This is a genomic window from Cellulophaga sp. BC115SP, from assembly GCF_009905545.1.
GTDB classification, from domain to species: Bacteria; Bacteroidota; Bacteroidia; order Cytophagales; family Spirosomataceae; genus Flectobacillus; species Flectobacillus rivi.
On record NZ_JAAALB010000004.1, the window covers coordinates 13,317 to 35,625 of the forward strand.

The window sequence follows — 22,309 nt, forward strand, 5'->3', positions numbered from 1 at the left end:
CTATCGCTTGATGCTAGCACGTATAACCATCAACTAAAATTACACGGTATTCTTACTAAAAATAGGTAGTTCTTTGGAGCTATCAACGTTTTGATTATTTGGTATTATGACAGAAGAAAAAGAAAAATCACAAGAGCGAATTCCCGCTAATTTTCTCGAACAAATCGTTGAGGAAGATATTACATCAGGAAAAAATGGTGGTCGTGTACACACTCGTTTCCCTCCCGAGCCTAACGGTTATTTGCACATTGGTCATGCCAAATCTATTTGCTTGAACTTTGGTTTGGCCGACAAATTTGGTGGAAAAACAAACCTTCGCTTTGATGATACCAACCCTGTAACAGAAGATACAGAGTATGTAGAATCTATCAAAGCCGATGTGCGTTGGTTAGGTTTTGATTGGGAAAATGAGTTATATGCTTCTGACTACTTCGACCAGTTATATGAACTTGCAGTACAGCTAATCAAAAAGGGATTGGCGTATGTAGACGACCAAACATCGGAACAAATTGCTACTCAAAAAGGAAATCCTAATATTCCTGGAGAGGAAAGCCCTTATCGCTATCGCTCAGTTGAGGAAAATCTCGACTTATTTGAGCGTATGAAAAATGGTGAATTTGAGGATGGGGCGAAAGTGCTTCGTGCCAAAGTAGATATGGCGCATCCTAATATGCACATGCGTGACCCGTTGATGTACCGTATCAAAAAAGCAAAACACCACCGCACTGGTGACAAATGGTGTATATATCCAATGTATGACTTTGCTCACGGGCAGTCAGATTCGATTGAGAAAATTACACACTCGATTTGTACATTGGAGTTTGACGTACACCGTCCGTTGTATGATTGGTTTATCGAAAAATTAGATACTTTCCCATCGCATCAATACGAATTTGCTCGTTTGAATCTTACCCATACGGTTATGAGTAAGAGACGTTTGTTGCAATTGGTTAAAGAAAATATCGTATCAGGATGGGATGACCCTCGTATGCCAACTATTTCAGGCTTGCGTCGTCGTGGATTTACCCCAGCATCGATTCGTAATTTCTGTGATAAAATTGGTGTTGCTAAACGCGATAATTTAATTGATGTTGGAGTACTAGAGTTCTGCGTTCGTGAGGATTTGAACAAAATTGCAACACGTGTAATGGCGGTACTTGATCCCGTGAAATTAGTGATTACTAATTATCCTGAAGGACAAGTTGAAACTTTACAAGTAGAAAATAACCCAGAAGATACCAACAGTGGTCATCGTGATGTACCATTTAGTCGCGAGGTATATATCGAGCGTGAAGACTTTATGGAAATTCCTCCAAAGAAATTCTTCCGTTTAGGCCCTGGTTTAATGGTTCGTTTGAAAGGAGCTTACATTGTAAAATGTGAGGATTTTGTTAAAGACGAATTTGGAAATATTACCGAAATTCACTGTACTTATATTCCAGAAAGTCGTTCGGGTTCAGATACCTCTGGTATTCATGTAAAAGGAACAATTCACTGGGTGTCTGCACAGCATGCGGTACCAGCTGAGGTACGTATTTACGACCGTTTGTTGATTTTGGAAGATGCTTCACAAGTAGGGGATGACTTCAAGAAATTCATTAATCCAGATTCATTAACGATTTTGGATCATGTATTAGTGGAGCCAAGCCTAAAAGAAGCTGAGTTGGGAAAGAACTATCAATTTATCCGTAAAGGGTATTATTGTTTAGACAAAGATTCTACTGGAGATAAATTAGTTTTCAATAGAACCGTTGGTTTGAAAGACGCTTGGGCAAAAGAAAAAAATAAGTAATTCTAATTTTGCCAAAGAATAATTTGATGATTATTTACAAAAAAGTGTGGATAAGTGGTGTTAATAACTCACTTATCCACACTTTTTTATTGCTATTAATAGGCTGCCTGGTAATTAACCACAAAGCTAATAGGCTCGTTTTTCTCTTTTTTTACCTCAAAAGGAAAAATATTTTCTTCGCCATCAAAGATATTTGCCCACAAACCTTTTCCCTCTTCACGGACCATGATAGAATACTTCCCTTCTGGTAATTCTAGGCAAAAATCTCCATTTTTATCAGTTAATGTGCTGGTAATCAGCTTTGTCTTGATATTTGAGTAGAAGCCATTGACCTGTGTTACTTGCTTGAGATTGGTAAGTTCATAAATCAATATTTCTCTTTGAATACCTTTTGGAACTCGAGGCGGACGGTCGGGCGACGGCATTTGGTTGCCAGATACCCAAGTGACTTTTCCACACACCTTGTTTTGATTGTGGATAACTTTTGAAGATGATGTGGATTTATGCGAACAAGCCATTGTTGTCAACATGGTAAAGAGTCCAAAGAAAAAGGTTTTTATCATAGCTATAAAAGAAAACATCCTAAACAATGACTTTGCATTATTTAGGATGTAAACGTATCGATAATAAAGATATTTTATGCTTTACGCTTGAAAAGTGAGTTCACAAATTCCTTTTTGTTGAAGACTTGTAAGTCTTCAATTTTCTCTCCTACACCAATATACTTCACTGGAATTTTGAACTGGTCTGAGATACCAATTACTACACCACCTTTAGCTGTACCATCCAACTTTGTGATAGCCAAAGCTGTAACATCAGTAGCCTTCGTAAACTCTTGCGCTTGGATAAAAGCATTTTGTCCAGTCGAGCCATCTAATACCAAAAGCACTTCATGAGGAGCTTCTGGCAAAAACTTCTGAACAACACGCTTGATTTTAGCCAACTCATTCATCAAGTTTACTTTGTTGTGTAAGCGACCTGCTGTATCGATAATTACTACATCGGCTTGTTGTTCAACAGCTTGTTTTACAGCATCAAATGCTACCGAAGCGGGGTCGGTATTCATACCGTGATCGATTACTGGAATGCCTACGCGCTGTCCCCAAAGTTTAAGCTGATCAACCGCAGCGGCACGGAAGGTATCCCCTGCACCTAATATAACCTTGTTGCCAGCTTTATGGAATTGTGAAGCAAGTTTACCAATAGTAGTAGTTTTACCTACGCCATTGACACCTACCACCATGATTACATAAGGCTTAATGTCAGATTTTTTGAAGGCATCGGTAATATCTTCAGATTTATTTTGAGCTAATAGCTCTGCGATTTCCTCACGAAGAATTTCGTCAAGTTCGCTTGTGCTTACGAATTTATCACGAGCAACACGCTCTTCGATACGGCGAATGATCTTAACTGTAGTTTCTACGCCGACGTCTGAAGAGATTAAGATTTCTTCTAATTCATCTAATACCTCATCATCGACTTTTGACTTGCCGACGATAGCACGACTAAGTTTCGAAAAAAGTCCTTCTTTGGTTTTTTCGAGTCCTTTGTCGAGTGATTCTTTCTCTTCAGTATTGAGTGTTTCTTTCTTTTTAAAAAAATCGAATAAACCCATTTGTTGTTATTTTTTTGGTTACTCGTTAAAAGCCTGAAAGTAATCTACAAGAAGAGATACAAGAGACTTTTGAAAACTTAAGGCAAAAGTAAAACAAAAAAAGTCCCGATAAAGGGACTTTTCCTAAAAATCTTAATAAAGGGGCTGAATATTAAGCTTTAAGAGCAGCTTGAACATCTTCTTGAAGAACGATTTCTTCTTTGAAAGAGTAAGCACCATTAGCTGTTTTAACAGCTTTGATAACTTTAGCGTATTTTACACCACCTTCTTTTTTAAGGGTTGCAACTACCTTCTTTGCCATGTTATTATGATAAGTTAACAGTTATCTGTGAAGATAACCGAGTGAATTACTTGATTTCTTTGTGAACAGTTACTTTTTTCAAGAATGAGTTGTATTTTTTCAACTCAATACGAGCAGTAGTGTTCTTACGGTTTTTAGTTGTGATGTAACGAGACATCCCTGGAACGCCTGAAGTTTTTTGCTCAGTACATTCTAAAATCACTTGGATTCTATTGCCTTTCTTAGCCATTGTGTTATGCTTTATGAATTTTCTGTATCTTACAAATATTTTTTATTCGTTTGATTATCAGAAAATTACAACTTGCTGATAAGTCCGAACGAATATATATTTCCCAAATAGGACTGCAAAGGTAGTAAATGTTTGAGTTTTAGACAAATATGTTTTTGAAAAAACTTGTACTTTAAGGCTCTTTTTCGAAAAATAAGAGAAAATTTATGCTTAGGGGACTAAATTTGCCTCTCCGCTGTTCTTTATCTAAGATAAAATTTACGAATTTTACGACATGAAGCAAATCCAATACCAATACGACCCAGAGCATTTTAGACGCTCAGACCCCAATAAGTACAATTCTGCGAAACTCAAATCGGAAGAAATGATTTTGTCGTTGGGACCTCAGCACCCTTCGACTCACGGTGTATTACGTTTGGAAGTAATTTCTGATGGCGAGCTGATTGTTGATGTGGTACCGCATTTGGGTTATTTGCACCGTTGTTTTGAGAAACATGCTGAATCATTGGCATTTGGACAGGCTATTCCCTATATCGACCGCTTGGATTATTTGGCAGCCATGAACTCTGAGCATGCCTATGTAATGGGCGTAGAGAAAATGCTTGATTTGGAGGGTAAACTTCCCAAACGTATTGAATATATTCGTGTATTGGTAGCTGAACTCAACCGTTTGGCATCGCATTTTGTCGCCATAGGTACGTATGGTCTGGATATTGGGGCATATACTTCGTTTTTGTGGCTCATGCGTGACCGTGAGCATATTCAGCGTTTGCTCGAATGGCTTTGTGGCGCTCGTATGCTTTACAACTATATCTGGATTGGAGGTTTGTTTTATGATTTACCTGTGGGCTTCGAAGAGCGTTGCTTGGAGTTTATCAACTACCTCAAACCCAAAATGGTTGAGATTCGTGAGTTGATTATTGAAAATAAAATCTTTGTGCAACGTACGGCCAATATTGGTGTTTTGCCTTTGGATTTGGCTATTAACTACGGTTGCACAGGACCAGTGCTTCGAGGTTCGGGCTTAAAATTTGACCTTCGTCGTGTCGATGGCTATTCTGTATATCCAGAACTTGATTTTGAAATTCCAGTAGGAAAAGGAGAAATGGGTACAGTGGGCGATTGCTGGGACCGAAATTTTGTAAGGGTTCTAGAATGTGATGAGTCTATCAAAATTATTGAGCAATGCTTAGTGCAGCTAATGGGCGACCATAAGCGTACTCGTGATTTTAATCCACAGGCAATGCTTCCTAAAAAAGTGCGTCCTCAGGCGATGGATCTATATTTTAGAGCTGAGAATCCAAAAGGGGAACTAGGCTTTTTCTTCAGAACGGACGGTCGTTCAGATGTACCATTACGTGTAAAAGCGAGAGCTTGTTCGTTTCATAATTTATCGGTAGTACCCGAAATCAGTCGAGGAGCTATGCTAGCAGACTTAGTGGCTATCGTCGGTTCAGTAGATTTGGTAATGGGCGAGGTCGACCGATAGTTTTGGTAATTTCTCAACAAATATTTAATATCTCTGCCAAGGCGGAGAACAAACATCAATGTTTAAATTAGATCCCAATAAAGAATATCCTAAAAAGTTACACTCGAAATCACTGATTCGCTTTCAAGACTGTGACCCATTAAAGCATCTTAACAATGCTAAATACTTTGATTATTTCTTCAATGCTCGCGAAGACCACGTAGCCGAGGTTTATAACTTTGATTATAATGACTATTTCGAAAATAATCACACTTCATGGGTCGTCTATAATCATCAAATTGGCTATGTTTCGTCTGCAAAAGTAAGCGAATGGGTAACGATTATCTCATCGACTGTCTATTACAATGAGGATACTTTAGTGACAGAATATGTCATGACAGATGAACATTTGCAGGTATTGAAGGCTGTTTTGTGGACAACTTCAAAGTACATTGATGTACGTACTGGAAAGAAAACGCCACATCCTCCAGAGGTAATGGAGTTTTTTGAGAAAGTGTGTCTTGAGGGAATTGACTTTGAGCATACATCATTCAATGCACGTATCAAGGTAATTAAACAAGAGCTGAAAGAAGGGAAATTTGTGTAGTCAAAGCATGATTTGTTCATAGAGCCTTTATTGGAAATTAAAAAATATAGCTGTCATCCTGAGTTGCTGGAACAATACCAATCAAAATAATTCCTTTTGCTAAAAAACGCTTAATTGGATTATGAAAAAAATCTCTTTCTTATTCATTATACTGTTGACTTTTGTGGCGCAAGGTATTGCCCAAGACCGCTTGAAAACGCTTACTGAAGAGCGTCAGGTTTTGTATAGTAAATTCAAAGAATCTGAAAGTCAATCTTCAGGAATTTTTGGCAATCGTACCAAGGATGATATGCAAAGCTCAATCGAGGCTTTGAAGGAGATTATGGCGAAGGATAACGAGATTTTGGACGAGTTGAATAATCTTAGCGAAAAATCAAAATCTGATTTTACGGAACAATACAATGATTTAATTCAGCAGAATAATGAGCTTCGTGAAAAAAACCGAGAGCTTACCGAGCTATCTGAACGCCATAAAGGATGGTCAAAAGAAAACCATACCATTCTGGAATCGGTAGAAGAGGAAAAGACTTTTACGTTGTCAATTTCGGCAGTTGTAGCTTTTTTATTAATTGTGTACGTCATTAAGTTTTATACGCTAAAATCTAAATACAACGAATTGAAGAAACAACAGCGTTTAGAATAGTTTTTTCCACCCATAGCGAATGGCTAAGAGTAACACAATAAAGCCGACTACGATATAGTGAAACGGAATGTAGGTAATAGCATAAATACGTAGTCGGTCTACAAACCACAAAATTCCTATCAAAGCGGTGAGTATAGTCATAAAGCCCGATAATCTACCTAATTCAGGAACGGCTTCGAAAGGGGTTTTCCACTTGATTAGCATCAGCGTGATAGCCATCGAAACAATTGGCAAAATCTGCATAATCAAGTTCATTTGCCAAATGCTTTGACGCTCGAATAAAAATAGATAAACATCTAATGTCAAGGCAAATATCCCTGGAATACCAATCATATAAGCCAACACCATGTAGCTATAACGAGTCAGAACAGAAGGTCCATTGACTGGATTGGTTTGCCATAATCCTATCAAAAATGTAATAGCAGGCACAAGTAGTAAATAATACAAAAGCAAATAAGGATTTTGACTGATACTGTCAAATAGTTGTTGTAACGTCATGGATTTGTTGGTAAGAGGAAAAGAAAAATGAAAAACTATACTGATAAATTTCCTTCCGAATCTACTCTAATTTGTTGATTTTCTATCATTTCTCGCACAATTGCTTTGAAAAAATCTGCGCTGTTTGGCTGCATGATTTTGAGTAATAATTCAGGCGACATACTACCATTGCTCAACAAAGCTTTTACCTTTTCTTGTGTTTGAAACTTGTATTGTAACTCTTGCTGGTAAGTACCTTCTTCTCGTTTTTTCTTGATACAAACATCACAAACACCGCAAGTGGCGTCGGTATGTTCGTCGAAGTATTCCAAAAGCAGTTGTGTTCTACAGCGTTTTTGGTGCTCGATATAATGTTTTACGGCTAAGGCTTTTTGTACATCATACTCACGTCGTTGTTCAATATCATGAACTTGCAAAGGCAATTGTTGTGCATCATATCGACCTGTCAAAAATGTGAGTTGAGGTTTATCCTTATGTTTGTCGTACTGAATAATTTCAAACTTTTCAAGATTAGATAAAAGTAATTCTACCTCAGATTGAGGAGCCGAAAACACCTTTGAAATAGTAGCTTCTGAGATATTGAGATAACCTGTGAAAAGCTCTCCACCATACATTCTCAGAAGTAACTTTACAAAAGTATCGTATTTCGGATTTCGTAATTGAAAATCATACAGTTGACGATTATCTACCGAAAAAGTAATACGAGAGGGATGATGAACTGCCTCAGAAAGCGTAATAAACCCTTGATTTTCTAGAATTTTAAGGGCGAAATAAGTGTCGGGTGAAGGCAAATCAAATCGTTGTTGGAAAGTCGACAAGTCCAAATCATAGCATGCGAATTCGCCAGCACCTACTGCCAATTGAAAATAATTGCCCAAACACTGATATACCCTGCGAATCAACTGGATAGGAGGATATTTCTGTGCAGTATTTACTTCTAAATTTTGAATATCTACTGTATCATACAAAACGGTCGCAAAAGCCTTTTGCCCATCTCGCCCTGCACGACCAGCCTCCTGATAATAGGCTTCGAGTGTTTCGGGTAAATCTAAATGTACCACCAAACGCACATCAGGTTTGTCTATTCCCATCCCAAAAGCATTGGTTGCCACCATCACACGAACTTGATTTTTAATCCATTGTTCCTGCTTTTGATTACGTTCTTGCGCACTTATACCCGCATGATAAAAAGTGGCAGAGATTCCAGATTTTTGAAGAAATTGAGCCACTTCCTGCGTTTTCCGACGATTACGAACATATACAATGGCCGTTCCTGCCACTTTTTGAAGCATAGCTACCAGACGTGCTATTTTGTTTTCTTCATAAAGCGTAGAATAGGATAAATTAGCCCTAGCAAAACTCTGTTGAAATACTTGAGGGTTTTGCATGGCGAGCTTTGCCAAAATATCTGCTTTTACTTCTTTGGTAGCGGTTGCGGTCAGTGCAATAGTACGAAGTGTGGGGAATAACTGTCGAAATTCAGCTATTTTCAGATAGGGAGGTCTAAAATCATACCCCCATTGCGAAATACAGTGTGCTTCGTCGATAGCTAGTAAACATAACTTCATGGCCTTGACTCTTTCGAGAAAAAGAGAAGTCTGTAGTCTTTCTGGAGAAATATAGAGAAATTTTACATCACCATAAATACAATTATCCAGAGCAATATCTATTTGATTTCGGTGCATTCCAGCATATATCGCCACCGCCGAAATACCTCTTCTACGCAATTGGGCTACTTGGTCTTGCATCAGGGCAATCAATGGCGTTATGACCAAACACACGCCTTCCATTGCCATAGCAGGCACTTGAAAGCAGATAGATTTTCCGCCTCCAGTGGGCAATAATGCCAAAGTATCGTTACCTGCTAAGACAGACTGAATAATGTCTTCTTGTAGGGGACGAAAAGAGCTATAGCCCCAATATTGTTGAAGTATTTGATGAATCGGATATTGCATTCGTAAAAGCAGGTGTCAGATGTTGATAGTGGATAACTTCAGCAAAAGTATAGTTACCGTAGCCAAATGTCAAGTTTCGTTCGTATATCCAAGACTGTGGCAAAGACAGAAAGAAGTATCTGTTTTTTTCTTATATTTAAACTTTTGTAAAAAGTGTTATTGTTTAACTGTATTTCTATTATCGGAGCATGTTAAAATCGAGTATTCTGGATAGTCCAGAAATACTTTCATTTTCTATCTCCATTTTATTTTAACAACAAACTATGAAAAAACGCTCAATAATTGGACTTGTGATAGGATGTGTCATTAGCTTGACAGCATGTCAGACTAGCAAGTTGAGTAGTAAAAAGTTAGGAAAGTTATTATCTGAATCTAGTACATTTTCTCAAAATCATACAGGGTTTGTTTTATACGATTTGTCTGAACAAAAGGAGGTTTTTAATTACCAAGGAAATCGTTATTTTCAACCTGCTTCTAATACTAAAATTTTGACCTATTATGTAAGTCAGCGAACATTGGGTGACTCGCTACCTGCTTTAAAATATGTCACCAATGCAGATTCTTTGATTATCTGGGGGACGGGAGATCCTAGCTTTTTGAGTCCAAGTATGCCAGCTTCTAAAGTTTTAGATTTCTTGAAAAATAGTCCACAAAAAATCTATTTCTCTGCCAATAACTTTACGGGAAAACACTATGGTCCGGGTTGGGCATGGGATGACTATAATGATGATTATGCTTCTGAAATTACGCCATTACCAATTCATGGCAATGTAGTGGGCTTTAAGGCAAATGGGAATAGTTTGATAGCAAATCCTGCTTATTTTCAAGATAAAATCGTAAGCGTCAAAAGTGCTAATAATTTTGGTGTGACTCGTGTTGAATCAAGTAATACATTTGAAATACCTCAAGGAAAAGCTCCCAAGGCTAATTTTGAACAGGAAGTACCCTTCAAAACATCGAATAAACTAACGACAGAACTATTAGCCAGTGTTGTGGGAAAACCTGTAACGCTCATCGATGCACCCCTTCGTAGCAACGCACAGACCATGATGAGTTTGCCTGTCGACACCGTATTTGCCAGAATGCTTCATGTCAGCGATAATATGATGGCAGAGCATTTGATGCTGATGTGTGGACAAATTTTGGCAGGAGAATTAAATGTGAAAAAAGGGATAGAAAAAGCTAAAACTAATTATTTGAATACACTGCCCGATGCCATTACATGGGTAGATGGCTCAGGACTTTCGAGATATAATATGATTACACCAAGAGATTTGGTAATGGTTTTGCGCCAGATGTATCAAGAAGTACCGCAGCAAAAATTGTTTAAAGTCCTTCCAGCCGTAGGACAATCTGGTACGCTCAAATCGCTGATGCCTAAAACAGATAAACCTTTTATTTTCGCCAAATCGGGCTCTTTTAGTAATAATTATAACCTGAGCGGATATTTGGTTACCAAGGAAGGAAAGGTATTATGCTTTTCTTTGATGAATAACAATTTTGTAAAACCAATGTCGGAGATTCGTAAAGAAGTGGTGAAAATTTTAACAGAAATTTACCAATATTAAAGCTATTCATGACTCGTATATTTGTTGTTGGGTTACTTTACTAAAATGAAGAACTTGTTTGAATTTTCTCGTCATGGATGAATAAATTCACCCGCTAAGTGGAATCGTTGGACAAGAACAGGTCATATTTGATGTAAGACTTGTGTAGGTATTCAAAACAAGTATTTTTTCTCAAAATTATAAAGTTTAAATAGTTGTAATCTAAGCCAATAACGGGTAGACTATTAACTAATAACTTCTTTTCCCTTCTGCTCTAATAACGGATATACTATTTACAGGAAACTTTCTAAAGACTAACTACTATGAAAAAATGGTTTATTGTTCTGCTTGTCGTATGTTTGAGCCAAAAGCTATTAGCTCAGGAGACGCTTTATTTCAATCCGATTTATGTGCCTTATGCCGATACAACCTTAGTATTTACGCCAAAGGAATATACTCGCAATACGACAAAGCGTTTTCCTATGGTGTATCTTTTACATGAGCAAGGAGGGAACTTTAAACAATGGAGTAATTTTCTGAATGTTCAAAAATATGCAGATGCTTATGGTTTTGTTATTGTTTGTCCCGACGGCTTGAATGATTCGTGGTATATCAATAGCCCACGAAAAGCTACGAGTAAGTTTGAAGATTTTTTCTTTAAAGACTTACATACAACCATGATGGAAAAATACCGAATAGATACTGATCAAGTGTTTATCACTGGCGTAGGTATGGGTGGCTTTGGCGCAATGTATTTATTTTTGAAAAAAACTGATGTTTTCCGCTCAGTAGGTAGTTGTGCGGGTATTTTGGATATGCAAAACGAAGTAGATAACGCTCGTTTGAGAACACTACTAGGCAATACGGATTTTGAAACCTTACGTAACCTGTCGATTATGAGTAATATAGGTAAGTTTGTAAGTACTCAAAAAGAAATCATTTTTGACTGTGGTATCGATGACCCTCAATATGAAAATACCAATTTTTTTAAAAAACGTTGCGATGAATTACGTATCCGAGCAACCTATGTATCTCAACCTGGCAAACACGATAGAAGCTATTTTCAAAAGGCCATCCGCTGGCATTTTGATTTCTTCAAAAGACTCGCAAAAGACAACTAGTTGAGTGAGGAGTTAGTAAGGATTGCGGATTTGTGATTTCGGATTTTGGAAATATTTAGTTCTAGAGCTCAAACAAGTCTGTTACACTTCCGCAATCCAACATCCGAAATCCCCCAATCCTCCCTAACTCCGCACTCAAAACTCATCACTCCTAAGAGGCTTGTCCTCCGTTTACGCCTAATACTTGACCGTTTACGAAGCTGGCTTCTTCTGAAGCTAAATATAGATAGGCATAAGCAATATCCTTGGGATCGCCCATACGTTTTAGTGGGATTTGGCTAATCATAGCTTTCTGAACTTCTTCGGGCATGGCTTCTGTCATTTCTGTTCTGATAAAACCTGGTGCTACAGCATTTGAGGTAATATTGTGTTTAGCCAATTCCTTTGCCCACGTTTTTACCATACCTATCAACCCTGCTTTGGCTGCTACATAGTTGGTTTGTCCAAAGTTACCATGAACACCAACAATCGAAGAGGTACAAATAATTCTACCATATTGTTTTTCGACCATATAAGGAGCCACGGCTTTGGTACAATTAAAAACTCCCGTAAGATTCACGTCAATCACCTGTTGCCATTCGTCATGTGACATTTTTAACAGCGTTTTGTCTCGTGTAATACCAGCATTATTTACGAGAATATCAATTTTTCCAAAGCGTTCAAAAACCTCTTTTGTCGCAGATTCAATACCACTAACATCTGTTGTACTGACTTTCATAAACTCACAATCATAACCTTGGGCACGTAGATTTGCCGCAGTTTCTTCACCTAAATCTAATAAGTCCCAAATAATTACGGTAGCACCTTCTCGACAGAATACCTCTGCCGCAGCTTTTCCGATACCCCTAGCGGCACCCGTTATAATAGCAACACGATTTTGTAATCTCATAAGTTAAAATAGTTTTAAGTATTTGCTTCAATTCATAGCTAATAGACAAATTAATTAAATTTTCACAAAAAAAGCCCCTTGTTTTACAAAACAAGAGGCCTAGCCAAATATAAAGAGAATTGCGGATTGAGAAATTTAAAGAGAAATATTTTAAAAAGTTTTTATCAAAGTATGGATTATAATTCAGAAAGCTAGGTATTTAGTTTTTGCCAAAGCTAAAGCTCACATATACTTGAGCTGAGGTGTTCTTTATCGATAGGTAGTCTGACAAATTATTATTGTTATCGATTTGGAAATCCTTGTTGACATTGGTCAAGCCCAATACATAACGTCCTCCTAAAGCAACTTTATCGGAAACTTTGTATTCCAAGCCACCAGCAAGTCCTAAGTCAATGTCTTTGAAAAGACCGTTGTAGTTAACTGAGAAAAACCCGTTTCCAATCCCAATTTTTGTATTCGTCAAATAACTTACTTGTGGGCCAGCCAACAATGAAAGTTCTTCAGTAACAGGGAATTTTAATAAAATAGGCAAAGAAAGATAGTGCATACCAATCGAGCCTACACTACCAATCTTGAAGCCTTGTTGTGAATAAATAAGTTCGGGTTGAATTCCTATTTTGTCTGAAAGCATTAAATCTTGCAATACAATACCTGCATGAAAACCCGCTTTACCATCGATTATATCAACAGGTTCTGGTGACATGATAGCATCAGAATAAGTGAACCCTCCTTTGAAGGCAATTTTTTGAGCATTAGCAAACGATACTACACTTAATACGATAGCTAGGGAAGCAAGTAATTTTTTCATATTAGAAAAGTTAAATTTCTTGAAAGATGCGTTTAATAAATTATGTACTTATAACGGCAAAGCCTTCCGAAGGTCTCATAACAAAATGTTAATACTTGTTAAGGTTTTGTTAATACGCATTAGAGCCCAATAAAAAAGGTCTTAGCTTTTGGGGCTAAGACCTTCATAATCATTTTGATACCGTTTAGAGGCTTATTTTTTATTTTTTTCTGAAAAAAATAAAAAATATCTGTTCGTATGTCGCTTACTCTTCTTTGTGTTGCTGTTTTTCATTAATCTTCATCTGGAGAAAGTAAGAAGACAAAAGTCCAATTCCACCAAATACAAAAATCATAGAGAAATACGCTACTTCGTCGTCGAAGCCTAAACTTGTTTCAAGGAAATGTCCAATTAACAAACCCAAGCCAACACCAATTGCCAACAAACCCCAACGTAGAGAATTAGCAGGATTGATATTGATAGACTTACTTGGAGGCATCATTCCTTTGGCAATCATTGCCATTTTTTCGTCGTTTTCAAATTTTCTTAAAAATACAATCATCGTAAATAAGCCTACTGTACCAACGATTGGTATTAAGAGCGCAACCATTCCTTCTGAAACCATGTCTTTATAAATGTTTTAGTTGTTAAAATCTGTTTTCGTCTCAGGCACCTCCATTGCTAGCATCTATGTCGGTGTTTGCTGATTATTTGACTATAGGATGAAGGTTTTAGAAGAAAGGTTACAGGGGATAGGAAATTTTTTTTTTGAATTTTAAAAATAGAAATAGTGAACAAGCACAAGGGGATAGTGCTGAGTTTTGAGTGCGGAGTTCGGGAGGATTGGGGATTTCGGATGTTGGACTGCGGAAGTACAAACTCCTTTCTTGTCTCATATTTGGCAATATTTCCGAAATCAGAAATCCCAAATCCGAAATTGTTTGACACTCTCAAGAACTTTTTTGTCTAAAACTAAGAACAACTCATCACTCTTCCCTTGTGCCTGATCCCTTTTAAAATAAAATTTAATCTACAAATAATATTGTTTTTTCTGAGAAAATTATAAATTTGAGCTATATGAAAAAATGGTACTATATATGCATTTGGTTGGGACTTTGCTCGCTTTGTAGTTGCGAGATAAACGACTATGTAGAACCACAAGCATTGCCCGACGCGACACACGAGGGTTTACAAACTTTTGGCACTAAAATCAATGGAAGTTTGTGGGTGCCATTTCAGAAATATCGTAATACCCCTAATTTTAAACCTGCGCCTGTGATTTGGGGAAAACTACAACAACAAACCTTACGGATTGCAGTAACAAATCAACAAACGCTCGAATCTATTAGCTTGATGGTTGGCGAAATACATGGTGTTGGGACTTATCGTTTTATGAGCTATTTCCCGAAAAATGCCTTAGAATTTACACCCTATGCAAGTCTATATCAGCGCTGTGCCAATGGCGATTGCTCGCAATATGTGGTTTGTAATACTTGCGAAAACAAGGTAAATATTACGTATTGTGACACGACAAGAAAGATATTTTCAGGAACGTTTGAGGTAACATTCCAAAAAAAGGATAGCCCTTCTGAGAGAGTTACCCTTTCTGATGGTCGTTTTGATATAAGAGACTAAAGTGCTTTTTTCACCTTCCTAAATCCCCAGTACCCTAATCCTCCCAATACTAGTAACATCCAGAATCTAGTAAAGAATAAAATTAGGTCTTGAAATAAATACCAGCCTTGATTTATGCTTTCGATTAAACTAACCCCAAAATTTGGTCTTTTAAAAGCTTCACTTTCAAGATTAGCAATCACTTCCCTATGTACTTGTACAGGCTGATAGATATGTATATTGATGGTACTGTAGGCAACTTGGTCTTTTAATGCTAAAGTCTCTATCTGGCGAGTATCTGCTTGCGACTGTATATGATAGAGGTTTTCTGTAGCAGGAGCCGTTTCCTTTAGGTTTGTTCCCTTCTTGATTTCCTGATTGTATTTCTTTTCAAAATGACTAAAGCGGTTTTTCCGTACTTGACTTGCTAGTAACTCCAGACTAACATCGTTCGCTCCAATTGATTGACTTTCCATGAACAACACATAAGGTTGTAAAGCTACTAGAGCCTCATCAAAATATACAGTAGGTATGCGTAAGGTAATTTGATTGGAAAGTTCAAAGGTTTCATTTTTCATCAAAGAGTCTTGACTGATTGCCACATCTTGACTACTAATTACATTCGAACTCATAGTTGAGTTTGTCATAAAACCTCCCCATTTTTTGGTCAGTTCGGTAATATCATTGGTTGTTTTCTGAACATCTTTTACTCTAAAATTAAGCTGTGCTGTTCTCACAAATTGACGTTTGGCAGGCAAAGAAATGTCTCCTTCCATAGTAACCGAGGCAGAGTCTAAAGCCGCCGTTTCATACGATTCTGCTCCCGACTCTGATTTGTGCTCGGCACATGATACTAAGCCTATAGCAAGACTTATGGTGCTAATAATGATGTACTTTTTCATAGTTGTGGAAATGGTTGTTGGGAAAAGGTGAACAGGTATCAATATTTTAAAAACTTGATATATTCACTTAACGAGAAGGTAGATTCTATTATTTTGAATAATTAAAAAATAATTAAAAAAATATAAATTTCATTTTAATTATTGAGTTGAGAGTTAGTATCAAAATAAAATTTACTTGGTGTGCTTTAGGGAACAGGCAATAGGCATTAGGCAAGTACAACTCTTTGCCTATTGCCTATTGCCTGTTCCCTAAAGCATAAAATTATTTTCAATATTCCAAGACTTCCTGATTTTATCAAAGCCGAAATAGGAGAGTATTAGAGATATACCTTAACTTGCGGATGAAAGTGTGAGATGGAGATGTGAATTTCATTCAAAACTATTTTTACATAACAAAACAAAAATGGCACTTATTAAACCAGTAAAAGGTGTTTCGCCAGTATGGGGCGAAAATTGTTGGATTGCAGAAAATGCAACGATTGTCGGAGATGTAAAAATGGGCGACAACTGCACGATTTGGTTCAATGCCGTGGTAAGAGGCGATGTCAATGCTATTGAAATTGGGCATAATACCAATATTCAGGATGGGGCAGTGATACATTGTACTTACCAAAAAACTAAGACAATTATTGGCAATTATGTTTCGATTGCACATAATGCTGTAGTCCATGGTTGTGTAATTGAAGACCAAGTATTAATTGGGATGGGAGCAATTGTCATGGATGGCGCCGTGATAGAATCGGGTTCAATCATTGCGGCAGGTGCCATCGTTACTCAAAATACACGTGTACCAGCAGGCTCAATTTATGCAGGAAATCCTGCCAAATTATTAAAAGAAGTATCACCAGCAGCGGCGGAGGTATTTATGCGCACGGCAAATAATTACTTGATGTATGCCGAGTGGTTTAAAGAGTAAAAAAAGTTTACTTATCCTAATATGATGAGAATAGGTAGATTGAAAACAGATATTATTCCTTGATTCCTAATAACCAAGAACAATTATAAAATGGCAACTATTTTCACAAAGATTATTAATGGCGAGATTCCTTGCCACAAAATTGCAGAGGACGAGAACTATCTAGCATTTTTGGACATTATGCCTTTGGCAGAAGGACATACTCTAGTAATTCCGAAAAGAGAGATTGATTATATTTTCGATATTGAAGACGAACTACTATCAGGCTTGATGCTATTTGCTAAAAAAATTGCACCAGCTTTATCTCAAGCGTGTCCAAGTAGACGTATTGGCGTGTCGGTGATTGGCTTAGAGGTACCTCACGCTCACGTGCATTTGATTCCTTTGAATACGATGAATGATATTAACTTCACTCGTGAAAAGCTCAAGCCCACACAAGAAGAATTAACAGCTACGGCAGAAAGAATAAAATCATTTTTGAAATAGCCTTTGCCTTTGTTGGAATTATTTCCAACAACTTGGCGTCAGCAACATACCAGCTTAACTCTGCCTTATAAACTTAGCTAGTTGCTGAGGCTTGTCTAGTTGGATAAAACTCCAACTAGTGCATAAAAAAGCGGTCGAAAAGTGTTTTCCGACCGCTTTTTTTGATGCTACCGTGCTAGATGTGATTTGGTATAAGACGTAAAGTATTACGTCTCTACGGTAAGAATACAACTCTTTTAAAAATCAATCACTCAACCACTCAATCACAACTCACTCAATTTTTGCCTTCTCGCCTTTGTTGGAATTATTTCCAACAACTTGGCGTCAGCAACATACCAGCTTAATTCTGTCCTGTAAACTGTAAACTTATCTAGTTAGATAAAACTCAAACTATTGCATAAAAAAGCGGTCGAAAAACATTTTCCGACCGCTTTTTTTGATGCTACAGTGCGAGATATGATTTGGCTTAAGACGTAAAGTATCACGGAATACAAATCTTTAAAAATCACTCAATCACAAATCACTCAATTTAAGAACCTATTTCAAGAAGGTTCTCAAAGTCATAATCTCGTTGGCAGGGATAGCTTTTTCGTATAAAATATTGTAAACGGCATCGATAATTGGCATCGATACATCGTATTGTTTGTTGACTTGATGAATACTTTTTACCGCATAATAACCTTCGGCTACCATGTTCATTTCGATTTGTGCTGATTTGACAGAATAGCCACGTCCAATCATATTACCGAAAGTACGGTTACGAGAAAATTGCGAGTAGGCAGTTACTAGCAAGTCACCCAAATACCCAGAGCTATGAAGGTCACGATAAGGGTCAGGGTAAACTATGTCTAGAAAACGTTTAATTTCCTGCATTGCATTGGATACCATTACCGCTTGGAAGTTGTCTCCGTAACCTAGTCCGTGGGTAATACCACAAGCCATGGCAATTATATTTTTGATAACAGCACAGTATTCTACACCATACAAATCACCAATAGGATTGGCCTGAATGTAGCGACAACTCATAAGGTTGGCATAGTCCTGAGCCACTTGAAGGTTAGGAGATGCAATTGTCAAATAAGATTGTTTTTCGAGGGCTACCTCTTCGGCGTGACAAGGACCTGCAATCGCAGCAAGCATATTTTGAGGAACCCCAAATACCTTTTCCATCCAGTCTGTAACCAGCATATTTTCCTCAGGAATCATTCCTTTGATGGCAGAAACAATCTTTTTACCAGCAAAATGATTACGGTTAAGGTTTTTGAGTGCATCAGGAATAAATGCCGCAGGTACAGCCAAAATCACGTATTCTACGCCATTGAGGGCGTCGTGCATCTTATGATAAGCACGCACCTTACGAGGATTCAAAGGCGCATCGGTTAGGTAACTAGGATTATGATTGTATTTTTTGATAAAATCCACATCCGATTTGCGACGCAACCACCACTTGATTTTAACGTTGTTTTCCGACAAAATCTTAATAATTGCTGTAGCCCAACTGCCACCACCCAATACTGCGATTTGAGTAGGCAAATTTTTCTTAAAAGCTGGAATTTCTGTCATGGGAGTAAAGTTACATACTTCTGTGAATTTTGGAGTTATGTGATTCCGAGGTTTTTTTGCTAATTTGTTATGCGTATTGGCAAATGTACTTGCCACACAACATTTATCTCAACAATAAACGCTTCATCTTACATGAAAAAAATCTATTTCTTCATTTTTGCTTACCTCTGTTGTTCGATGACTTTTGCCCAAAAACTAAGCATCGAAAGTATTATGCAAGACCCCAAGAATAGTATCGGAAGTTTGCCTTCCAATATTTTCTGGTCGGAAGATAGCAAAACTATTTATTTTAACTGGAATCCTGATAAAAATAAGGCAGACTCTCTGTACGGATTATTAGTTTCTGACAAAAAAATCTTCAAAGTATCTCCTAGCGTGCGCCGTGGATTGCCTTCTGTTTTTGGCGTATATAGCAAAGACCGTTCAAAGAAAGTATTTACTCGTAATGGAGATATTTTTTTGATGGATACTCAAACACAAGCAATACGCCAGATTACGAATACCTTGGAATATGAATCTGATGCGGAGTTTTCGGGAAAAGAGGATAAAATCATTTTTACAAAAGCCAATAACCTATTTAGCTTCAATTTGTCTAATGGTGAAATCGCCCAGCTAAGTAATTTTATTGCAGGAGCAAAAAGACCAGACGCTAAGCAGAGCGAACAAGATAAATGGTTGAAGCAAGACCAGTTATCGATGTTTGAAATTTTGAAAGAACGTGCGGATAAAAAGAAAGAAGGTGAAAAAATTAGTAAAGCCGATTTGCCAAAGCGTCCAAAGGAATTTTATTTAGACGAAAAACGTATCGATAACCTCGTGTTGAGCCCTGATGGCAACTATATTACTTTTCGATTGACCAAATCAGCTACGGGAAGTAAATCTACGATTGTACCAAATTATGTGACAGAGTCAGGCTTTACGGAAGATATTCCTGCTCGTACCAAAGTGGGAGCGCCAGCGGCTAGCTATGAGTATTTTGTGTATCAAATAGCAAAGGACACCATTCTTTCTATCCCTACTAAAGGTATTGAAGGGATTTATGATCAACCTGCTTATTTGAAAGACTATGCTGTAAAAAAAGATACAGCTAAAGCCAAGAAGCCAGAGGCGAGAATGGTACTCATGAGTGGTCCTGTATGGTCTGAAGATAGTAAATACGCTGTCATGGTGGCGCGTAGTACTGATAATAAAGACCGTTGGATTTTAAAGTTTGACCCTATTACTCTCAAATTTGAAACCATCGACCGTCAACATGACGAGGCATGGATTGGGGGACCCAATATCGGTTTTGGTACAGGAAGTTTAGGCTTTTTAGCGGATCAGAAAACCTTATATTTTCAGTCAGAAGCCGATGGCTACTCGCATATTTACACAGTTGATTTGTCGAATAATCAAAAGAAACAATTGACAAAAGGAAAGTTTGAAGTTCAAAGTTTACAACTTTCAAAAGACAAAAATTTCTTTTATATCACTACCAACGAGGTACATCCAGGCGAGCAGCATTTTTATAAAATGTCAGTTGCAGGTGGTGAACGTACTCGCTTGACGAAATTGGTAGGTTCTAATCAAGTGGTATTGTCGCCAGACGAAACCAAATTAGCTTATTTGCATTCAGAAAGTACCAAACCTTGGGAGTTATATCTACAAGACAACTCATCTACTGCGACTGCAACACAATTGACACAATCCACTAGCGAGCATTTTAAGGCATACAAATGGCGTGACCCACAAGTATTGACCATCAAAGCTAGAGATGGCGAAGACATTTATGTGCGCTATTATGAAGGAAAAGGCGCAAAGGGTAAAAAGCCAGCGGTAATTTTTGTACATGGGGCAGGATATTTACAAAATGCACATAAATGGTGGAGTCAATATTTCAGAGAATATATGTTCCATAATTTCTTGGTAGACAATGGCTATGATGTATTGGACATCGACTATCGTGGTTCGGCAGGTTATGGTCGTGATTGGCGCACAGGAATTTATCGTTTTATGGGAGGGAAAGACCTTACCGACCACGTAGATGCTGCTAAATGGTTGGTAGAAAAACATGGAGTTGATGCCAAAAAAATCGGTATTTATGGCGGTTCTTATGGAGGATTTATGACCTTGATGGCATTGTTTACTACTCCAGATACGTTCAAAGCAGGCGCTGCATTGCGTCCTGTGACTGATTGGGCAGCTTACAACCACCCATATACTGCAAATATTTTGAACGAACCTCAAAAGGACTCTATTGCTTATCGCCGTAGCTCGCCAATTTATCATGCAGCAGGTTTAAAAAATCGCTTATTGATATGTCACGGTATGGTCGATGTCAACGTTCACTTCCAAGATGTAGTTCGCCTTTCACAAAGATTGATTGAGTTGAAAAAAGAAAATTGGGAGTTAGCAGCCTATCCAATGGAAGATCACGGTTTTGTAGAACCAACTTCTTGGATGGACGAATACAAGCGCATTTTTAAACTATTTGAAGAAGAGCTGAAAAAGTAATATCTATAAAAGAGAATAGGCACGCAGTTGGGTAGATATTCTCCTTGACATAATCGTAATTTAATCATGCAGGTACTTGAAAAATTAGCTTCTTTACAAAACCCTGAGAGGGCAACATTGATGGCTCGATATTTTAAAACGGGTAAAGGTCAATATGCTGAAGGAGACACTTTCTGGGGATTGTCGAATCCGCAAGTGAGAGGAGTTGTAAAAGAGTATTACAAACAGGTATCTATTGAGGAGGTTACGGCAATGGTCGAGCATTCAATACACGAAGTGCGTGCCTGTGGCTTACTGATTTGGGTAGAACAATTCAAGAAAGGTTCAACGATACAGCGTTCTCGTATCGTTGAACTTTATCTAAGTCATTTGAACTATATCAACAATTGGGATTTGGTCGACCTTACGGCGCATTTTATTCTAGGCCCTTGGTTGCTCGACAAAGACCGTGATATTTTGTACGAATTAGCGCAACGCAATCATTTGTGGTCACAGCGAGTGGCCATTATCACCTGTTTTGCTTTCATTCGCAAAGGGCAATTTACGGATGCAATTCACCTATGCGAAGGTTTTCTGACGCATCGTCATGACCTTATCCACAAAGCCACAGGGTGGATGCTTCGAGAAATCGGTAAGCGAGATGAGTTAGTGTTAAAAGAGTTTTTGGATGAACACGTTTTAGCAATGCCTCGTACCATGTTGCGGTATGCCATCGAAAAGCTACCTTCAGCCGAGCGAAAAGCCTATCTTCTTGCTAAATAATGGCGAATATGTAGTTTGGTTTATAAACATGACTCATCCCGAATTGAGTGATTGAGCGAGTGAGTGGTTGAGTGATTATTTTTAATCTACATTTTACTAGTAGAGACGCAATGCTTTGCGT

At 37.8% G+C, this 22,309-nt stretch carries 22 protein-coding genes; 11 read left to right on the plus strand and 11 right to left on the minus strand.

The genetic code is table 11. The features are described 5' to 3' along the window. The first annotated feature begins 106 nt into the window (after positions 1–106). Positions 107–1,792: a glutamine--tRNA ligase/YqeY domain fusion protein gene (locus tag GVN22_RS04430; RefSeq protein WP_166549850.1), complete on the plus strand. Its 1,686-nt coding sequence runs from the start codon at positions 107–109 to the stop codon at positions 1,790–1,792. Positions 1,793–1,887: 95 nt separating this feature from the next. On the opposite strand, the gene GVN22_RS04435 is transcribed toward GVN22_RS04430, so the two are convergent. The 4 genes from GVN22_RS04435 to rpmG form a co-directional block, all read right to left on the minus strand. Beyond that, positions 1,888–2,355: a hypothetical protein gene (locus tag GVN22_RS04435; protein ID WP_166549851.1), complete on the minus strand. Its 468-nt coding sequence runs from the start codon at positions 2,353–2,355 to the stop codon at positions 1,888–1,890. A 74-nt stretch (positions 2,356–2,429) separates the two neighbouring features. Then, complete coding sequence (ftsY, locus tag GVN22_RS04440) at positions 2,430–3,407, minus strand: signal recognition particle-docking protein FtsY (RefSeq protein WP_095161198.1); 978 nt, start codon at positions 3,405–3,407, stop codon at positions 2,430–2,432. 151 nt (positions 3,408–3,558) lie between these two features. After that, entirely contained in the window at positions 3,559–3,708 is a 150-nt protein-coding gene (locus GVN22_RS04445) for a DUF4295 family protein (RefSeq protein ID WP_166549852.1), read from the minus strand. 46 nt (positions 3,709–3,754) lie between these two features. Then, positions 3,755–3,937 (minus strand): 50S ribosomal protein L33, encoded by a 183-nt coding sequence (gene rpmG, locus GVN22_RS04450; RefSeq protein WP_166549853.1) that lies wholly within the window; start codon positions 3,935–3,937, stop codon positions 3,755–3,757. Between the two features lie 274 nt (positions 3,938–4,211). Here rpmG and GVN22_RS04455 point away from each other — a divergent pair, with 274 nt between their 5' ends. From GVN22_RS04455 to GVN22_RS04465, 3 genes are all read left to right on the plus strand, one after another. Continuing rightward, positions 4,212–5,426, plus strand: coding sequence for an NADH-quinone oxidoreductase subunit D (locus GVN22_RS04455; RefSeq protein ID WP_166549854.1), 1,215 nt, complete (start codon positions 4,212–4,214; stop codon positions 5,424–5,426). Between the two features lie 58 nt (positions 5,427–5,484). Then, positions 5,485–6,012: a thioesterase family protein gene (locus GVN22_RS04460; protein WP_166549855.1), complete on the plus strand. Its 528-nt coding sequence runs from the start codon at positions 5,485–5,487 to the stop codon at positions 6,010–6,012. Positions 6,013–6,133: 121 nt separating this feature from the next. Continuing rightward, positions 6,134–6,655 carry a hypothetical protein gene (locus GVN22_RS04465; RefSeq protein ID WP_166549856.1) on the plus strand — a complete coding sequence of 174 codons (522 nt, stop codon included), beginning with the start codon at positions 6,134–6,136 and terminating at the stop codon, positions 6,653–6,655. Here the strand turns inward: GVN22_RS04465 and GVN22_RS04470 are convergent. Further along, positions 6,647–7,153 (minus strand): hypothetical protein, encoded by a 507-nt coding sequence (locus GVN22_RS04470; protein ID WP_166549857.1) that lies wholly within the window; start codon positions 7,151–7,153, stop codon positions 6,647–6,649. The genes GVN22_RS04465 and GVN22_RS04470 overlap by 9 nt on opposite strands. A 35-nt stretch (positions 7,154–7,188) precedes the next feature. Beyond that, complete coding sequence (locus GVN22_RS04475) at positions 7,189–9,108, minus strand: ATP-dependent DNA helicase RecQ (protein WP_166549858.1); 1,920 nt, start codon at positions 9,106–9,108, stop codon at positions 7,189–7,191. A 263-nt stretch (positions 9,109–9,371) separates the two neighbouring features. On the opposite strand from GVN22_RS04475, the gene dacB reads away from it, so the two are divergent. Together dacB and GVN22_RS04485 are read left to right on the plus strand one after the other, a co-directional pair. Continuing rightward, positions 9,372–10,676 (plus strand): D-alanyl-D-alanine carboxypeptidase/D-alanyl-D-alanine-endopeptidase, encoded by a 1,305-nt coding sequence (gene dacB / locus GVN22_RS04480; protein WP_166549859.1) that lies wholly within the window; start codon positions 9,372–9,374, stop codon positions 10,674–10,676. A gap of 302 nt (positions 10,677–10,978) precedes the next feature. Next, positions 10,979–11,776, plus strand: coding sequence for an alpha/beta hydrolase family protein (locus GVN22_RS04485; RefSeq protein ID WP_166549860.1), 798 nt, complete (start codon positions 10,979–10,981; stop codon positions 11,774–11,776). A gap of 151 nt (positions 11,777–11,927) precedes the next feature. On the opposite strand, the gene fabG is transcribed toward GVN22_RS04485, so the two are convergent. From fabG to GVN22_RS04500, 3 genes are all read right to left on the minus strand, one after another. Then, the gene (gene fabG / locus GVN22_RS04490) at positions 11,928–12,665 is read right to left on the minus strand and encodes a 3-oxoacyl-[acyl-carrier-protein] reductase (protein ID WP_166549861.1); all 738 of its coding nucleotides are present in this window, start codon (positions 12,663–12,665) and stop codon (positions 11,928–11,930) included. A gap of 199 nt (positions 12,666–12,864) precedes the next feature. Beyond that, a complete protein-coding gene (locus GVN22_RS04495; protein WP_166549862.1) occupies positions 12,865–13,473 on the minus strand; it encodes a porin family protein in 609 nt (202 codons plus the stop codon). 244 nt (positions 13,474–13,717) lie between these two features. Next, positions 13,718–14,077, minus strand: coding sequence for a DUF6249 domain-containing protein (locus tag GVN22_RS04500; protein ID WP_166549863.1), 360 nt, complete (start codon positions 14,075–14,077; stop codon positions 13,718–13,720). A gap of 452 nt (positions 14,078–14,529) precedes the next feature. Between GVN22_RS04500 and GVN22_RS04505 the strand changes: the two genes are divergently transcribed. Then, complete coding sequence (locus GVN22_RS04505; protein ID WP_166549864.1) at positions 14,530–15,087, plus strand: hypothetical protein; 558 nt, start codon at positions 14,530–14,532, stop codon at positions 15,085–15,087. Here GVN22_RS04505 and GVN22_RS04510 read toward each other — a convergent pair. Next, complete coding sequence (locus GVN22_RS04510; protein ID WP_166549865.1) at positions 15,084–15,968, minus strand: DUF4349 domain-containing protein; 885 nt, start codon at positions 15,966–15,968, stop codon at positions 15,084–15,086. The two genes, GVN22_RS04505 and GVN22_RS04510, sit on opposite strands and share 4 nt — an antisense overlap. 403 nt (positions 15,969–16,371) lie before the next feature. Here GVN22_RS04510 and GVN22_RS04515 point away from each other — a divergent pair, with 403 nt between their 5' ends. Both GVN22_RS04515 and GVN22_RS04520 read left to right on the plus strand, forming a co-directional pair. Next, entirely contained in the window at positions 16,372–16,884 is a 513-nt protein-coding gene (locus GVN22_RS04515) for a gamma carbonic anhydrase family protein (RefSeq protein WP_095161213.1), read from the plus strand. 90 nt (positions 16,885–16,974) lie between these two features. Further along, entirely contained in the window at positions 16,975–17,370 is a 396-nt protein-coding gene (locus GVN22_RS04520; protein WP_095161214.1) for an HIT family protein, read from the plus strand. A gap of 537 nt (positions 17,371–17,907) precedes the next feature. Here the strand turns inward: GVN22_RS04520 and GVN22_RS04525 are convergent. After that, on the minus strand, positions 17,908–18,933 hold the full coding sequence (locus GVN22_RS04525) for an NAD(P)H-dependent glycerol-3-phosphate dehydrogenase (protein WP_166549866.1): 1,026 nt from the start codon (positions 18,931–18,933) through the stop codon (positions 17,908–17,910). A gap of 132 nt (positions 18,934–19,065) precedes the next feature. On the opposite strand from GVN22_RS04525, the gene GVN22_RS04530 reads away from it, so the two are divergent. Further along, positions 19,066–21,426: an alpha/beta fold hydrolase gene (locus GVN22_RS04530; RefSeq protein ID WP_166549867.1), complete on the plus strand. Its 2,361-nt coding sequence runs from the start codon at positions 19,066–19,068 to the stop codon at positions 21,424–21,426. 66 nt (positions 21,427–21,492) lie between these two features. Then, the gene (locus GVN22_RS04535) at positions 21,493–22,188 is read left to right on the plus strand and encodes a DNA alkylation repair protein (RefSeq protein WP_166549868.1); all 696 of its coding nucleotides are present in this window, start codon (positions 21,493–21,495) and stop codon (positions 22,186–22,188) included. Positions 22,189–22,309: the final 121 nt, after the last annotated feature.

Excerpts from the sequence above, each read along its gene's own strand:
- GVN22_RS04535 (WP_166549868.1), top strand. The coding sequence starts at position 21,493 with ATGCAGGTACTTGAAAAATTAGCTTCTTTACAAAACCCTGAGAGGGCA.
- GVN22_RS04530 (WP_166549867.1), top strand. The coding sequence starts at position 19,066 with ATGAAAAAAATCTATTTCTTCATTTTTGCTTACCTCTGTTGTTCGATG.
- GVN22_RS04520 (WP_095161214.1), top strand. The coding sequence starts at position 16,975 with ATGGCAACTATTTTCACAAAGATTATTAATGGCGAGATTCCTTGCCAC.
- GVN22_RS04500 (WP_166549863.1), bottom strand. The coding sequence starts at position 14,077 with ATGGTTTCAGAAGGAATGGTTGCGCTCTTAATACCAATCGTTGGTACA.
- fabG (WP_166549861.1), bottom strand. The coding sequence starts at position 12,665 with ATGAGATTACAAAATCGTGTTGCTATTATAACGGGTGCCGCTAGGGGT.
- GVN22_RS04505 (WP_166549864.1), top strand. The coding sequence starts at position 14,530 with ATGAAAAAATGGTACTATATATGCATTTGGTTGGGACTTTGCTCGCTT.
- GVN22_RS04470 (WP_166549857.1), bottom strand. The coding sequence starts at position 7,153 with ATGACGTTACAACAACTATTTGACAGTATCAGTCAAAATCCTTATTTG.
- GVN22_RS04445 (WP_166549852.1), bottom strand. The coding sequence starts at position 3,708 with ATGGCAAAGAAGGTAGTTGCAACCCTTAAAAAAGAAGGTGGTGTAAAA.
- GVN22_RS04510 (WP_166549865.1), bottom strand. The coding sequence starts at position 15,968 with ATGAAAAAGTACATCATTATTAGCACCATAAGTCTTGCTATAGGCTTA.
- GVN22_RS04475 (WP_166549858.1), bottom strand. The coding sequence starts at position 9,108 with ATGCAATATCCGATTCATCAAATACTTCAACAATATTGGGGCTATAGC.
- GVN22_RS04455 (WP_166549854.1), top strand. The coding sequence starts at position 4,212 with ATGAAGCAAATCCAATACCAATACGACCCAGAGCATTTTAGACGCTCA.
- GVN22_RS04465 (WP_166549856.1), top strand. The coding sequence starts at position 6,134 with ATGAAAAAAATCTCTTTCTTATTCATTATACTGTTGACTTTTGTGGCG.
- dacB (WP_166549859.1), top strand. The coding sequence starts at position 9,372 with ATGAAAAAACGCTCAATAATTGGACTTGTGATAGGATGTGTCATTAGC.
- GVN22_RS04515 (WP_095161213.1), top strand. The coding sequence starts at position 16,372 with ATGGCACTTATTAAACCAGTAAAAGGTGTTTCGCCAGTATGGGGCGAA.
- GVN22_RS04525 (WP_166549866.1), bottom strand. The coding sequence starts at position 18,933 with ATGACAGAAATTCCAGCTTTTAAGAAAAATTTGCCTACTCAAATCGCA.
- GVN22_RS04485 (WP_166549860.1), top strand. The coding sequence starts at position 10,979 with ATGAAAAAATGGTTTATTGTTCTGCTTGTCGTATGTTTGAGCCAAAAG.
- ftsY (WP_095161198.1), bottom strand. The coding sequence starts at position 3,407 with ATGGGTTTATTCGATTTTTTTAAAAAGAAAGAAACACTCAATACTGAA.
- GVN22_RS04435 (WP_166549851.1), bottom strand. The coding sequence starts at position 2,355 with ATGATAAAAACCTTTTTCTTTGGACTCTTTACCATGTTGACAACAATG.
- GVN22_RS04460 (WP_166549855.1), top strand. The coding sequence starts at position 5,485 with ATGTTTAAATTAGATCCCAATAAAGAATATCCTAAAAAGTTACACTCG.
- GVN22_RS04495 (WP_166549862.1), bottom strand. The coding sequence starts at position 13,473 with ATGAAAAAATTACTTGCTTCCCTAGCTATCGTATTAAGTGTAGTATCG.
- GVN22_RS04430 (WP_166549850.1), top strand. The coding sequence starts at position 107 with ATGACAGAAGAAAAAGAAAAATCACAAGAGCGAATTCCCGCTAATTTT.
- rpmG (WP_166549853.1), bottom strand. The coding sequence starts at position 3,937 with ATGGCTAAGAAAGGCAATAGAATCCAAGTGATTTTAGAATGTACTGAG.